This is a genomic window from Streptomyces lycii (assembly GCF_009735685.1).
GTDB lineage: Bacteria > Actinomycetota > Actinomycetes > Streptomycetales > Streptomycetaceae > Streptomyces > Streptomyces lycii.
This window is the reverse complement of the sequence record NZ_WHPN01000125.1, coordinates 1-13,502: the sequence shown is the minus strand read 5'-3', so window position 1 is coordinate 13,502 and position 13,502 is coordinate 1. Positions and strand designations below refer to the sequence as shown.

Here is a 13,502-nt window from a genome sequence, read left to right as displayed (position 1 = left end):
GCCCCCGGCCGTTGCCCCGCGCCCGCCCCGTTCAGCCGGTGACCCGCGCCGATACGGCGGTGGTCCCGGCGGGCGCGGTGACCAGCGCCCCGAGATCCGTGTCCTCGCACGCGGCCGCGCCCTCCGTCGCTTCGGCCCCGCCCGCCTCGACGCCGGTGAGCAGCACCTGCCACGAGCCGGTGGCGCCCTCGGCCTCGACGGTGACCAGGCCGCCGTCCCGCCGCGTGCGGAACACGGCGGTGCGGCCGTCCGGCGCGGGCACCCGGGTGACCGTCACCGTGCCGTCGGCCGGCGCGTGGACGCGCAGCGTGACACCGTCCGCCCAGTCGTACTCGGCGCTGTCGTCGCACCGGCCGAAGGGGATCACCGAACCGGGCCGGGCCAGCAGCGGCAGGCTGTCGAAGCCGTACCGCTCGCGCCGCCAGCCCGGCCCCCGTACCTGCTCGCCGGACAGCAGATGCGTCCAGACGCCGTCCGGCACGTAGTAGTCGACGCTGCCGTCCTCGGAGAAGACCGGTGCGACCAGCAGGTCGTCGCCGAGCATGTACTGCCGGTCCAGGGTGTGGCAGGCCGGGTCGTCCGGGAACTCCAGCAGCATGGCGCGCAGCACCGGGGTGCCGCGCTCGGCGGCCTGCCGGGCGGCGCCGAGCAGATACGGCATCAGCCGGTGCTTGAGCCGGGTGAACGCCCGGGTGACCTCGACGGCCTCCTCGTCGTAGTCCCACGGCACCCGGTAGGACTTGCTGCCGTGCAGCCTGCTGTGCGACGACAGCAGGCCGAACTGCGCCCAGCGCTTGAACAGTGCGGGGGTCGGCGTGCCCTCGAAGCCGCCGATGTCGTGGCTCCAGAAGCCGAAGCCGGACAGCCCGAGCGACAGGCCGCCGCGCAGCGACTCCGCCATCGCCTCGAACGTCGACTCGCAGTCGCCGCCCCAGTGCACGGGCAGCTGCTGCCCGCCGGTGGTCGCGGACCGGGCGAACAGCACGGCCTCGCCCGCGCCCCGCTCCTCCTCCAGCACCTCGAAGACCGCGGTGTTGTAGAGATGCGTGTAGTAGTTGTGCATCCGCTCCGGGTCGCTGCCGTCGTGCCAGACCACATCGGTGGGCACCCGCTCGCCGAAGTCCGTCTTGAAGCAGTCGACGCCCTGGTGCAGCAGCGCCCGCAGCTTGTCCTGGAACCAGGCGCGGGCGGCCGGATTGGTGAAGTCGACCAGGGCCATGCCGGGCTGCCAGAGGTCCCACTGCCACACGTCGCCGCCGGGCCTGCGCAGCAGATAGCCCTCCCGCCGGGCCTCGTCGAACAGCGGGGACTTCTGGGCGATGTACGGATTGGTCCACACCGAGACCCGCAGGCCCCGCTCCCGCAGCCGGCGCAGCATGCCCTCCGGGTCCGGGAAGACGTCCGGGTCCCAGGTGAAGTCGCACCACTGGTAGGCGCGCATCCAGAAGCAGTCGAAGTGGAAGACGCCGAGCGGAATGCCGCGCCCGGCCATGCCGTCGACGAACCGGGTGACGGTCTCCTCGTCGTAGGAGGTGGTGAAGGACGTCGACAGCCACAGCCCGAAGGACCACGCCGGCGGCAGCGCGGGCCGGCCGGTCAGGGCGGTGTAGCGGTCCAGCACGTCCTTGGGCTCCGGGCCGTGGATGACGAAGTACTCCAGCGACTGGTCCTCGACGCTGAACTGCACCCGGCCCACCGCCTCCGAGCCGATCTCGTAGGAGACCTTGCCGGGGTGGTTGACGAAGACGCCGTAGCCGCGGTTGGTGAGGTGGAACGGGACGTTCTTGTACGCCTGTTCGCTGGCCGTGCCGCCGTCGGACTGCCAGATCTCGACGGACTGGCCGTTCCGGGTGAACGGCGTGAACCGCTCCCCGAGCCCGTACACCAGCTCGCCCACGCCGAGGGACAGCTGTGCCACCGTGTGGTGGCCGGGCGTGCCGGAGCCCGCGGGGCCGGTGGTCGCGAAGCCGGTGCCGCGGGCCCCGGCGGAGGTCAGGGTGCGGCCGTCGGCGGTGAAGTCGAGCCGCCAGGGGGCGTCCGTGTCCACGCGCAGGGTCAGGGAGCCGCTGGTCAGCTCGGTGACGGAGCCGTCGCGCGAGGTCTTCGCACAGCCGCTGCCGCCGCTCATGCCAGCGCCGCTTCCACCGCCGCTGCCGCCGCTGATGCCGACGTCACCGTTGCCGTCGCCCGTACGGAGTGCGAAGCCCGGGCCGTGGTCCTCCTTCCCGGCGTGGTGCGTGGTGCGGACGCCGATGACGCCCTCGGCCGGTGACCAGCACTCGACGGTCAGCAGCGGGCTGTTGAGGGTGTCGCCGCGGCTCCGGACGGGCCGTACCGGGGCGTAGAGGGTGAGCCGGTCCTCCTCGACGCGGGCGTCGGCGACCTCGGTGGCGTACGACGCCTGCACGCCCTCGCGCATCAGCCAGTAGCCGTCGGTGAACTTCACGGATTCTCCTGCTCTGCGGTGCTCGGTTGTTCCGGGACGCCCGGTGGAGCCGGGCGCTATTTGACGGAGCCGCCGGTGACCCCGGCGGCGATGTGCTTCTGGGCGACGACCAGCAGGACGGCGGCGGGGACGGCGGACAGGACGGCGGTGGCCATCACCGCGCCCCAGTCGGTCACGTGCGCGCCGACGAACTGGTAGATGCCCAGGGTGATCGGGCGGACGTCGTCCGTGGTGTTGAGGGTGAGGGCGAACATGAAGTCCGACCAGGCGAAGAGGAAGGTGAACAGCCCGGCGGTGATCAGGGCGTTGCGGCTCATCGGCAGCACGACGCGGACGAACGCCGTGAACCGGTTCGCGCCGTCCACCAGGGCGGCTTCCACCACCTCGCCGGGGATGGACACCATGAAGGCGCGCAGCAGCACGATCGCGAACGGCAGCCCGAGCGAGGCGTCGGCCAGGATCAGCCCCGGATAGGTGTTGACGAGCCCCAGTTCGGCGTACGCGCTGTAGAGGGCGTTGGCGACGACGATGCCCGGCACCATCTGGGTGATCAGCGTGCCGAACACGATGGCCCGCCCGCCGCGCAACCCGAACCGCGCCAGCCCGTACGCGGCGGGCGCGGCCAGCAGCAGGCACACGGCCACGGCGCCGAGGGCGACCGCGAAGCTGGTCAGCAGCGAACCGCCCTGGGTGCGCAGTGCCGTGCCGAAGTTCTCCGCGCCGGGGTCGGCCGGGAACCAGCCGGTCCCGGCGAGGCCGGTGTCCGGCTGGAGCGCGGTGTTCAGCATCCAGTACACCGGGAAGAGGAGCACCGCCAGGATCAGCAGGGCCGCCGCGGTGTTGCCCAGTGCGCGCCCGCGCTGGCGCGCCCGGGGACGTCCGGTGGTGGTGGTCGCGGTCGTCACGGTCACTTCCCCTGTCCGAAGTCGGCGCGGTTGGCCCGCAGGTACAGCACGGCGAAGACCGCGCTGATGAGGATGAGGACATTGCCGACGACGGCGCCCCGGCCGAAGTCGAGCTGGAGGAACGACAGCTGGTAGGTCACGGTGCCGAGGGTGTGGGTGGAGTCGGCGGGGCCGCCGGAGGTGAGCGCGAGGATCAGGTCGAGGATCTTCACGGTCGACATGAAGCCCAGCACCAGCACGACGGTGATCACCGGGCGCAGCACGGGCAGCGTGACGCTGCGGAACGTCCGCCAGGCGCTCGCCCCGTCCAGCGACGCGGCCTCGTACAGTTCGCGCGGGATCTCCTGGAGGCCGCCGTAGAGGATCACCATGTTGAACGGGATCCCGATCCAGATGTTCACCAGGATCGTCGCGAACAGGGCCGTGCTGGGGCTGCTCAGCCACGGCGGGCCGTCCTGCACCAGCCCGGCGGCCTGGAGCGCGGTGTTGAGGATGCCGTGCTCCTGGTCCAGGATCCGCCGCCAGACGACGGCGGAGACGACCATCGGCACGAGCCAGGGCAGCAGCAGTACGGCGCGGACGAGGCCGGAGAGCGGGAAGCGGCGGCTGAAGAACACGGCCAGGGCCAGCCCGATCGTGAACTGCCCGAGGAGCGAACCGGCGGTGAAGACGGCCGTGTGCCACAGGGCGTCGGTGAACAGCTGGTCCGACAGCACGGCGCGCCAGTTGTCGAGGCCGTTGAACGGGGCCTCGCCGGTGAAGTAGGTCGTCGGCGTGAAGTGCTGGAAGCTCATCACGATGTTGCGGACCAGCGGATAGCCGAAGAAGGCGGCCATGTAGAGCAGCGCGGGCGCGATGAAGAGCCACTGGAACAGCCGGCCGCGGCCCGGGCGGCCGGTCGGGCCGGGCGGCGCGGCGGCGGCCGCGGGGTTCGCGGGGTCGGCGGAGACGGCGGTGCCGGTCGTGGTCATGTCCGGTCCCCTCACTTTCCGGCCGAGGCCTGGCGCTGGGCGCGGCGCAGGGCCTGTTCCGGGTCGGCTCCGCCGGTGAGGACGGACTGGAAGGAGCCCGCGAGGGCGTCGGCGACCACCGGCCACCGGGTGCCGACCCGTGCGGTACGGGAACGGGCCGTGCCGACCAGCTCGGCGAAGGGGGCGAGTGCCGGGTTCTGCTCGGCGTAGGTCCGGGCGGCGGCGGTGCGGCTGGGCACGTTGTTGACGGACTCGCCCCAGCCCAGCTGGTTCTTCTCGGTGTTGAGGCAGTTGAGGACCTTCGCCGCGTTCCGCTCGCGCGCGGTGTCCTCGTTCTTCGGCACGGCCATCACGGTCCCGCCGATGGGCGGCACCGCGTCCCGGCCGGCCTCGGGGACCGGGATCCCGGCGACGGCCCAGTCGACCTTGTCCTGCGCGCTGAGCACCGGGACCTGCCACGGACCGTTGATCATCATGGCGGCGCGTCCGGCGATGAACCGGTCGTTGACGTCCTGCTGGTTCCAGTTGACGACGGACCTCGACACGGAGCCGTCCGTCAGCAGGTCCCTCCACAGCTGGAGGGCCGCCTCGCCCCTGCCGTTGTCGAGCCGGGCCTCGTCGCCTCCCGCCGACCAGAAGAACGGCAGGAACTGGTAGACGCCGTCGGCGTTGGGGCTGGCGCTGAAGGCGAGCCCGTAGGTGTCGCCGGTGGTCAGCTTCCGGGCGGTGGTCCGCAGTTCCTCCCAGGTGGTGGGGGGCTCCAGGCCGGCCCGGGCGAGCAGGTCCTTGTTGTAGATCAGCGCGAGGGAGTTGACGGAGCGGGCGATGCCGTAGCGGACGCCGTCGTGCGTGCCGAGGGAACGGGCACCGGGGGAGAAGCCGGACGTGTCGACACCGATGTCGTCCAGGGGGCGGAGTCCCCCGGTCTCCGCGAACTGGGGCAGTTCGGAGCCGTCGAGTTCGAGGATGTCGGTGAGCGAGTCGGAGGACGCCATCCGGAGCGCCTTGGACGCGATCTGGTCGGCGGGCACGCTGATCTGCTCGACGTCCAGCCCCAGCGGCCCGGCGCAGCGGTCGAAGAACTTCTGGTTCGCGGCGTGCTCGGCGGTGTCCGTGGCCGAGTTGAGCACCGTCACGGTGTCCGCGTCCGGAGTCGCGGCACATCCCGTGAGACACAGGGCGGCCGTCGCTCCGGACAGCGTCACGGCCAGCGGTATCCGCGCTCTGCGGAAGTGCATCGGGTGGTCCTCCTCATGTCGCGGGCGGCTCGGAAGCGGTGCGGGGGTACGGGGGAACGGAGACGCGGGGGATACGGGGAGTGCGGGGACGCTGGGGGTGCGGGGACGCGGGGGATACGGGGGATACGGGGATGCGGAAGCGGGGTCAGGCGGGGCCGCCGGGAGGTGCCACGATCTCCCCGGAGGCCATCCGGGGGGCGATCAGCCGGTGCGGCACCGCAGGCCCGGGGCGGGCGGGCCCGGCGGTCCCGGCGCCGGTCCCGTCCGCGGGTCCCGGCGCGGCGGCGTCCCGTACCGCGCCCTCACCGGCGGCGTCCCCGCCACCGGGGCCCGTGCCGCCCGTACCCGCACGGCCCGAGGCTCCGCCGCCCGTACTTTCACCACCCGGGTTCGTGCCGCCCGCGCCCGCGTTGCCCGGAGCCTCCGCGGCCTCGACGGCGAGGGAGGCCACCGCTGCGGACATCTCCGCGACGGGCAGCTCGATCCGGGGCAGCGCCCGGCCGCCGAGATCGTCCGGCAGGCTGCCGACGAGGACGACGGCGAGATCCTGCGGCACCCGCAGCCCGGCGGCGGACACCGTGTCCAGCAGGTGCGGCAGATACGTCAGGTGCTGCACGACGAGCGCGGTCGGGGCCGGACGGGCGTCCAGCACCGCGCGCAGCCGCCGCGCGAGCCCGGCCGGATCCCCGGCGGAGGGCTGGATCCGCAGCTCGGCCCCGGTCTCGCGGGCGGCGCGCCGGGCCCCGTCCAGACCGCGCAGGGCGTAGCCGCGGCGGGCCTCGATCTCGTGCTCCGCGGACGCCAGGAACGCGATCCGCCGGTGGCCGGCCGCCACGGTCTCCCGTACGGCGAGCGCGGCGGCGGCCTCCCAGTCCAGGTCGACCCAGGGCAGTGCCGCGTCGGCGTCGCCGTGCCCGAGCAGCGCGGTGGGGAAGGCGAGTTCCCGGGCGGCGTCGATCCTCGGGTCCGCCTCCTCCACGGCCATCAGCACGGCCGCGTCCGCGAGCCCGCTGCGGGCGGCCCGGCGCAGGGCGCCGACACCGTCCTGCTCGGTCAGGATCAGCAGGTCGTAGCCGTGGCTGCGGGCGGCGTCGCTGATGTCGATGGCGAACCGGCCGTCCACCGCCCGGTAGTCGCCGGGCACCCGGGGCACGGCCAGCGCGATGACGTTGCTGCGGGAGCTGCGCAGGGTGCGGGCGCTTGCCCGCGGGTGGTAGCCGAGTTCGGCGATGGCCTCCTGGACGGCGGTCCGGGTGCTGCCCGAGATCTTGCGGGACCCGCTGAGGACGTACGAAACGGTGCTGGGCGCGACGCCCGCGCGCCGCGCGACGTCCTTGATCGTGACCACTGCCTGTCCTTCCGCTCCGCGGTGGTGGGACTGTCGAACGATTCGATCGAATCGATTCGATGAAATCCGTTGCGGCGAGGTTAAGCGGCTCGGGCCGCCAGGGCAATGCCTGGTGAGAAGGTGATGCGCGGGGAAGTGGCGCCACCGGGAAACGAGACGGCCGACGCGGAGCGGTGTCATGTGCCGGGGCGTGCTTCCGGAGCCGTGTCCCGTGGCGGACGCTCGTGCGGCCACGGGCAGGCCCGGTGCCGCGGCTCAGGGCAGGTGTCTGCGGGCCTGCTCGGCGAAGTCGGGGACCCCTGCCTTCGCCAGTGCGTTCAGAAGGCCGGGCAGCGTTTTCGGATCCCGTTTGTAGCGGCCCGCTTGTGCCTCGAGGACGCTCATCACCGCGCCGGGTGCCAGGTCGAGCAGGTCGAGCAGGAAGTCGTCCGGGTCCTGTAAGGCGATGTCGTGGGGAGACAGCGATTCCTGTGGGAAATCCCGGAGATTGAACGTGATCAAAGAGTCCGCTCGTCCGTGCACCGCAGCGGCCAGGACGTGCCGGTCCTTCGGGTCACAGGTCATCGAGTCGGTGAGGGGTTCGTATCCGGTGACCTCCGCGTCCTCGAAGGCCGACTGCATACGGCTGATCAGCCGGCCCGTCAGCCGGTCCGACATCCCTGCTGCGACGAGATTGCGTTCCAGTTCGACGAGGACGCCGCCGGACCACAGGGGGCGGTAGAGCGAATGCTCCGACAGGCTGAGCAGGGTGTCGCGCAGATAGCCGGGATACAGAACGCATGTGTCGAGAAACGCACTCGGTGCCGTCATGAACTTTTCTACCGCGTCTCGCGCGGGCGGGCTGTGGCGTCGTACAGGCCTGCCTCTTCCGACATCTCCACGAGGTCGTCGAGGGCGGCCCGCCTCTCGTGCCGCCTTCGCTCCTGATACTCCAGAACGTCCCGGAGGAGGACGCGCCGGTGGCGCCCGGGCCGGTGGAAGGGCATCTCGCCCTGGTCGAGCAGCTTCACCAGAGTCGGACGGCTGATGTTGAGCAAGTCGGCTGCTTCCTGAGTGGTGAGTGCCTGGTGGTGCGGCGCGACCGTGACGGCTTGGCCGTTCGCCATGGCCTGGACGACGCTCCGCAGCACCTCGAACAGTTCCTGCGGAACGACCAGGCGGTCACCGGCCGGAGTGACCAGTTCGGCTTCGGTGGCGGTCTCGAAGACCCGGATCAGGTCATCCAGCGATTCGACGGGTGGCAGTATCGTCCGCTCGGCTGCTGCTGCGCTCATGTGTGCCTCCTCGACTCCAGAGTAGGCCGAAACGAAAGAATCGCAAGCGCGGTCCGGTGGTCGGCGGGGACCACGAGGGACCCGGCTGTGCCGGGGCCGGGGCGGTACCGGGACACCCTGCCGATACGGGAGAGCGAGGAACCCCGTACCGTCCTGGCGGCCCGCCGGGCTTCGCTGGCCGGGCTCATCGCGGGGATGAAGTCGGGCGACTTCGATCACCGCGCGGACTGAGCGTCCGGTCGCCCCCACCGCCCACGGGGCAGCGGTCCCTGTTGTGATCGTCAAGGTCACCCGGGCAGGATGACGCCTGTGAACGAGCCGATACACGTCCCCGAGGCCCTGGCCGAAGCGCACGCCGAGTACGAGGGTGAGGCCGGGCGGGCCTGGACCGCCGCGCTGCCCGGGCTGGCGGCGTCGTTCCTGGAGCGGTGGGAGCTGCACCGGGACGGGCCGGTGAGCCACGGGGTGGCCGCGCTGATCGTCCCCGTGACCGGGGCGGACGGGGCCCGGGCGGTGCTCAAGCTCCAGCCCGTCACCGACGAGACGGGCGGTGAGCCGGACGCGCTGCGCGCCTGGGACGGCGACGGCGCCGTGCGGCTGCTGCGGCACGACGCGGAGACCGGGACGATGCTGCTGGAGCGGCTCGACCCGCGGCGCTCGCTCGCCGCGATGTCCGACGACATCGCGGCCCTGTGCGCGCTGTCCGAGCTGCTGGCGCGGCTCTGCGCGCACAAGGCGCCGCCGGAGACGCGGCAGCTCGGGGACATCGCGGCGGGCCTGCTCGACCGGCTCCCCCGGGCGTCCGCCGCGCTCGCGGACCCGGCGGAGCGGTGGCTGCTGGAGACCTGCGGGGCGGCGCTGCGCGAGGTGGCCGGGGAGCCGGGGGACCGGCTGCTGCACTGGGACCTGCACTACGACAACGTGCTCGCCCCGCTCCCGGCCTCCGGGCGCCGCGAGTCCTGGCTGGCGATCGACCCCAAGCCGCTCGCGGGCGACCCGGGGTTCGAGCTGTTCCCGGCGCTCTGGAACCGCTGGGACGACGTCACCGCGACCGGTGACCTGTCCCGGGCCGTCCGCCGCCGCTTCGACCTGATGACGGAGATCGTCGGACTGGACCGGGAGCGGGCCCGCGCCTGGACGCTCGGCCGGGTCCTCCAGAACGCCCTGTGGAACACCGAGAGCGGCGAAACGGTGCTCCGGCCGGTCCTGACGGTGATCGCCCGGGCCCTGCTGGACACCGGGAAGCACTGAACCCGCCCCGCGGGGCGGGCCGTACCGCGCTGCCGTGCGGCGGGGATCCGGACGGCGCCCGCCTCCGATCCGTAAAGCAGCCCGTATAAACCGCCCTTGCGGCATTTCCCCTGATCCGGTGGTTACCGGCAGGAGCCCCTCGCACCGGCCGCACGGGCGCGGGCAGAGTGATCTCCGTACGACGCCGCGGCCGCGGACTCAGCCCCTTCACGTCGCCTCGCACGGTGAAACCGAACGGAGTCCGCATGCGCCTGCTCGCCCGGTGCGCGTCCACCGCTCTTCTCCTCCTCGTCCCGCTGGCCGGGGCCTCCACGGCAACGGCCGGCCCCTCCGGCACCGCGGCCGGCGCCGCCGCCCCGGTGCACCGCTCCCCGCACGCCGCTCCCGACCAGTACATCGTCACGGTCTCCGAGGACGCCGACCCGGCCGCGGTGGCGGACCGGATCGGCGCCGAACCGGACTTCGTCTACCGCAGCGTCGTCCGCGGCTTCGCCGCCGAGCTGACCGCCGGCCAGGTCCGTTCCGTACGCGCTCTGTCCGCCGTCACGGCCGTGGAGGAGAACGGCGGGGTGTCGCTCACCGCGCCGGACGCGGCCGGTGAGCCCGCGCCGCGGCGCGCCGCCGCCGGACCGGGCGACGGCCCGGTGCGGGCCGCCGGCAGCTGGGGCCTGGACCGCATCGACCAGCGCCTGCTGCCGCTCGACGGACGGTACGAGGTGCGCGGCACGGGCCGCGGGGTCACCGTCTACATCGTGGACACCGGAATCGACTACGGCCACCGCGAGTTCGCGGGCCGCGCGGTGCCCGGCTTCGACGCCGTCGGGGACGGCCGGAACGGCCGGGACTGCAACGGGCACGGCACGCATGTCGCGGGCACCGTCGGCGGCCGCACGCTCGGTGTGGCGCCGGAGACCCGGCTCGTCAGCGTGCGGGTGCTGAACTGCGCCGGCCAGGGCAGCTATGCCGCCCTGCTCGCCGGGCTCGACTACGTCCACGCCCGGCAGCACCCCTCCGCCGTGCTCAACGCCTCCACCGGCGGCCCGCGCTCCGAAGTGATCAACCGGGCGGTGAACACCGTTGCCCGCGGCGGCGTGCTGCCGGTCGTCGCGGCGGGCAACGAGAACGCCGACGCCTGCGGAGTCTCACCCGCGAGCGCCGAGCGGGCCGTCACGGTGGGTGCGACGGACCGGCGTGACCACGAGACCTCCTTCAGCAACCACGGCAGCTGTCTGGACCTCTACGCACCCGGACAGGACATCGTCTCGGCGAGGATGGGCGGCGGCACCCAGTCCCTGTCCGGCACCTCCATGGCGTCCCCGCACGCCGCCGGGGTCGCTGCGCTGCACAAGGAGGCCAACCCGGCCGCGGGCCCCTGGACCCTCGCCTTCCTGCTGCGCGCGCAGGCGACGCCGTGGGTGCTCCACGGCGTCACCCCGCCGTCGCCGAACCGCCTGCTGTACGCCGGCCGACTCTGACCGCGCGACCGCCGGTCCGGGGGCCTGCGGGACTCCGCGGCGCCGCGGAGTCCCGCAGGCCGCGCAGTCCCGCAGGCGCTTGGGATTCCGGCGCTAGCCCAGGACGGCTTCCCAGGTGGTGCCGTTGGTGGTGGCGTCGCTGCTCAGCCGGTCCCGGGCGGCGGTGTCCTGGTAGAGGCTCCAGCGCATCCAGTCCACGAGCGTGTCGCGGGTCTGCGGGTAGGTCCGGCCGTTGTCCCAGACGTACTCGTCGTGCCCTTGGCCGACATGGGTGAGAAACGCCTTCGGCGCGGCCAGTTCGCCGTACGCCTGACGGGCCAGGCCGTACTGGCAGACGGCGTCCTGGTCGCCGTGGATGAACAGGGTGTGGGCGGCCACCTCACCGGTGGGGTTGCCCATGTCCACGCATGCCACCGGGACGGCGGCGGTCACCCTCGGGTCCGGCCAGGCGGTGAGCAGGCCGTGGGTGGTCATGCCGCCGAGGGAGTGGCCGGACACCCCGACGCCGACGGTGGTGTCGATGTGCCCGGCCAGCGGGTCCTGGGCGTTGTCGTTGAGGGCCAGGGTGTTGGTGATGACCTGGGAGACGTCCTTGGACTGGTTGCCGTTGTAGACGTCCTGGATGTTGCCCTCGGTGCCGTTCGAGGTGGTGGGGAAGACGGGGGCCGGGACGACGAACCCGGCGGCGGCCAGGGGCAGGATCTCCGCGAGGTAGACCTCCGGGTTGCCGCCCAGGCCGTGGCTCCACTCGACCACGGGGAAGACCCCGTCGGCCACGGGCGCGTCGCGCACCGGGCTGCCGCCCGGCGTGCCGGTGGCCGGATACCACACCCGGGTGGTCAGCCGGCGGTTGCCGCGGCTCCACGCGAACTCGCGGAGCCCGAGGGCGAACGGTTCGGCCGGTGCCTCGCGCGGTGCGGTCGCGGGGCGGCGGGCCGCGGGGGCACCGGAGGCCGGTGCGGCGCCGAGAGCGGCAGCGGCCACGCCGGCCACTCCTGCCGCGCCGGCGCCCAGAAAGGTACGCCTTCCTATGGACATGTCCGACTCCTTGTCATGGGGGGTTACCGGGCCCGGCCGCGCCGTCCGGCGCGGTGGCCTGGCGGCGGGCCGGGTTCTCCGGAGGAGAGGTGAAACGGGCTCAGCAGCTGTTGTTGGTCTGCGTGGCGAGGCCGAGGCGGTACGGGAGCTGGGAGTAGTCACCGTTCGCGTTCGGGTCCAGGCCCTGGTAGAGCAGCTGGAGGTCGCAGGGGTCGATGGTCATGGTCTGGTCGGGGCCGGTGCGGACCAGTTCGCCGTGGCTGATGTCCCGGGTCCACGCGCCGCCCGGGAACGTGACGTTGTTGCTGCGGGCGAAGGGGTTCGACTCGGTGTCGGCGAGAGCGCGCCACTGGCCGTTGAGACCCTCGGAGGTGAAGGAGCGGTACCAGCGGCGTCCGTCGCTGCCGATGGCTTCCATGATCAGCAGATAGGTGTTGGTGCCCTGCACCTTGTAGACGGCCTCGCCCTCGAACAGGTTGTTCTTGGAGTCCTGGAGGTCGATCTTCGTGTTGCGGAAGCCGTTGGGGAACTCGCCGACGGTGGTTTCGGCGCGGTAGAGGTGGCCGTTGTCGTCGGCGGAGTAGAGATAGCACATGGTGTCGTCGCAGATGACCCAGTAGTCGAGCCAGTGGCCGTTGCCGATGTTCTGCCGGACGATGTCGGGCATGCTGTCCTGGAAGTTCTTCGGCGCCGACCAGCTGCTGGGGTCGCCGGGGTCCTTGCTGGTGGAGTAGGAGGGCAGACCGGTCTGGTAGACCAGGTACCACTCGTCCTTCGGGGCGAAGTAGAACGCGTGGGGTGCGGCCCGGTAGCCGGTTCCGATTCCGGACGACGTCTCCAGCGGGGTCTGCCGGGCGTCGGCGGCCTGGGACCAGTCGCTGAAGCTGGTGTGCGTCAGGCTCCAGTCGCCCGCGGTGTCGGCCGTGGTCATGAAGACGTGCCAGGTGCCGTCGTCCTCCCGGACCACGGTCGGGTCCTTGACGGAGACGTCGCCGCCGTTCCGGGGCGATATCACGGGCCCGCCGGAGGACCACTGGTAGCTGCTCGGCAGTTCGGCGGCGGCGGACCGGTCGTCGGCCGGTGTCGCGGACGACTGGGCGGTGGCGAGCGGAATCGTCAGTACCAGTCCCAGCAGCAGCGCGTAGGCCGCGCGTAGGGGGCCTCTGCGGATCCGGCGTGGGGTGAGCCTCATGGGGGGAACTCCAGGCGTCGGTCGGCCGGAAGGACGCACCCACACGAACTCGCCTGTGTCGTCAGGCGCCCGGCAACCTGGCGTGTGGGGGAGCCTTACCGGATCGGGAAAAACCGGAACGGGAAAAAGGTGTCGTGCGGTGGTCTGTCGGCCAGAGACTGGGACCCCTTCGTTCGATATCACGAACGCTGGTCGACTCTCCAAACACGGATCATAGGGGCGGGTGACTTGACGTCAACACCCCTTGGTGCGCTTATTTTCGAGCCGCGGGTCGAATGTACGACGGACGCAGGACACGTGACGCGCGGCCGGGCGGGTGCGGCCTCCGCGGGCGGAGCCCTGTCCGGGCGGCCGCGGCAACGGG

General features: G+C 72.4%; 11 protein-coding genes. 2 read left to right on the top strand and 9 right to left on the bottom strand.

Translation table 11 applies throughout. From position 1 onward, the window contains the following. Positions 1 to 31: 31 nt before the first annotated feature. From yicI to GCU69_RS05445, 7 genes are all read right to left on the bottom strand, one after another. Positions 32 to 2,446 (bottom strand): alpha-xylosidase, encoded by a 2,415-nt coding sequence (gene yicI, locus GCU69_RS05475; RefSeq protein WP_156205276.1) that lies wholly within the window; start codon positions 2,444 to 2,446, stop codon positions 32 to 34. A 56-nt stretch (positions 2,447 to 2,502) separates the two neighbouring features. Then, positions 2,503 to 3,351 (bottom strand): carbohydrate ABC transporter permease, encoded by an 849-nt coding sequence (locus GCU69_RS05470; RefSeq protein ID WP_408055765.1) that lies wholly within the window; start codon positions 3,349 to 3,351, stop codon positions 2,503 to 2,505. Between the two features lie 2 nt (positions 3,352 to 3,353). Beyond that, positions 3,354 to 4,322, bottom strand: coding sequence for a carbohydrate ABC transporter permease (locus GCU69_RS05465; RefSeq protein WP_156205275.1), 969 nt, complete (start codon positions 4,320 to 4,322; stop codon positions 3,354 to 3,356). An 11-nt stretch (positions 4,323 to 4,333) separates the two neighbouring features. Then, positions 4,334 to 5,560, bottom strand: coding sequence for a sugar ABC transporter substrate-binding protein (locus GCU69_RS05460; RefSeq protein ID WP_156205274.1), 1,227 nt, complete (start codon positions 5,558 to 5,560; stop codon positions 4,334 to 4,336). Between the two features lie 145 nt (positions 5,561 to 5,705). Then, positions 5,706 to 6,908 (bottom strand): LacI family DNA-binding transcriptional regulator, encoded by a 1,203-nt coding sequence (locus GCU69_RS05455; protein ID WP_218037898.1) that lies wholly within the window; start codon positions 6,906 to 6,908, stop codon positions 5,706 to 5,708. Positions 6,909 to 7,163: 255 nt separating this feature from the next. Beyond that, positions 7,164 to 7,718, bottom strand: a complete 555-nt coding sequence (locus GCU69_RS05450; protein ID WP_156205273.1) for a PIN domain-containing protein — start codon at positions 7,716 to 7,718, stop codon at positions 7,164 to 7,166. Positions 7,719 to 7,726: 8 nt separating this feature from the next. Next, positions 7,727 to 8,182: a helix-turn-helix domain-containing protein gene (locus GCU69_RS05445; protein ID WP_156205272.1), complete on the bottom strand. Its 456-nt coding sequence runs from the start codon at positions 8,180 to 8,182 to the stop codon at positions 7,727 to 7,729. A gap of 300 nt (positions 8,183 to 8,482) precedes the next feature. Between GCU69_RS05445 and GCU69_RS05435 the strand changes: the two genes are divergently transcribed. Together GCU69_RS05435 and GCU69_RS05430 are read left to right on the top strand one after the other, a co-directional pair. After that, positions 8,483 to 9,433, top strand: coding sequence for an aminoglycoside phosphotransferase family protein (locus GCU69_RS05435; RefSeq protein WP_156205270.1), 951 nt, complete (start codon positions 8,483 to 8,485; stop codon positions 9,431 to 9,433). Between the two features lie 245 nt (positions 9,434 to 9,678). Further along, complete coding sequence (locus GCU69_RS05430; RefSeq protein ID WP_156205269.1) at positions 9,679 to 10,908, top strand: S8 family peptidase; 1,230 nt, start codon at positions 9,679 to 9,681, stop codon at positions 10,906 to 10,908. Between the two features lie 93 nt (positions 10,909 to 11,001). Here the strand turns inward: GCU69_RS05430 and GCU69_RS05425 are convergent, their stop codons facing one another. Continuing rightward, positions 11,002 to 11,946 carry an alpha/beta hydrolase family protein gene (locus GCU69_RS05425; RefSeq protein WP_098755145.1) on the bottom strand — a complete coding sequence of 315 codons (945 nt, stop codon included), beginning with the start codon at positions 11,944 to 11,946 and terminating at the stop codon, positions 11,002 to 11,004. 100 nt (positions 11,947 to 12,046) lie between these two features. After that, the gene (locus GCU69_RS05420) at positions 12,047 to 13,138 is read right to left on the bottom strand and encodes a non-reducing end alpha-L-arabinofuranosidase family hydrolase (protein ID WP_098755144.1); all 1,092 of its coding nucleotides are present in this window, start codon (positions 13,136 to 13,138) and stop codon (positions 12,047 to 12,049) included. Positions 13,139 to 13,502 lie beyond the last annotated feature (364 nt).

Coding starts and splice junctions, on each gene's coding strand:
- GCU69_RS05435 (WP_156205270.1), top strand. CDS start 8,483: ATGACGCCTGTGAACGAGCCGATACACGTCCCCGAGGCCCTGGCCGAA.
- GCU69_RS05420 (WP_098755144.1), bottom strand. CDS start 13,138: ATGAGGCTCACCCCACGCCGGATCCGCAGAGGCCCCCTACGCGCGGCC.
- GCU69_RS05445 (WP_156205272.1), bottom strand. CDS start 8,182: ATGAGCGCAGCAGCAGCCGAGCGGACGATACTGCCACCCGTCGAATCG.
- GCU69_RS05465 (WP_156205275.1), bottom strand. CDS start 4,322: ATGACCACGACCGGCACCGCCGTCTCCGCCGACCCCGCGAACCCCGCG.
- GCU69_RS05450 (WP_156205273.1), bottom strand. CDS start 7,718: ATGACGGCACCGAGTGCGTTTCTCGACACATGCGTTCTGTATCCCGGC.
- GCU69_RS05460 (WP_156205274.1), bottom strand. CDS start 5,560: ATGCACTTCCGCAGAGCGCGGATACCGCTGGCCGTGACGCTGTCCGGA.
- GCU69_RS05425 (WP_098755145.1), bottom strand. CDS start 11,946: ATGTCCATAGGAAGGCGTACCTTTCTGGGCGCCGGCGCGGCAGGAGTG.
- GCU69_RS05430 (WP_156205269.1), top strand. CDS start 9,679: ATGCGCCTGCTCGCCCGGTGCGCGTCCACCGCTCTTCTCCTCCTCGTC.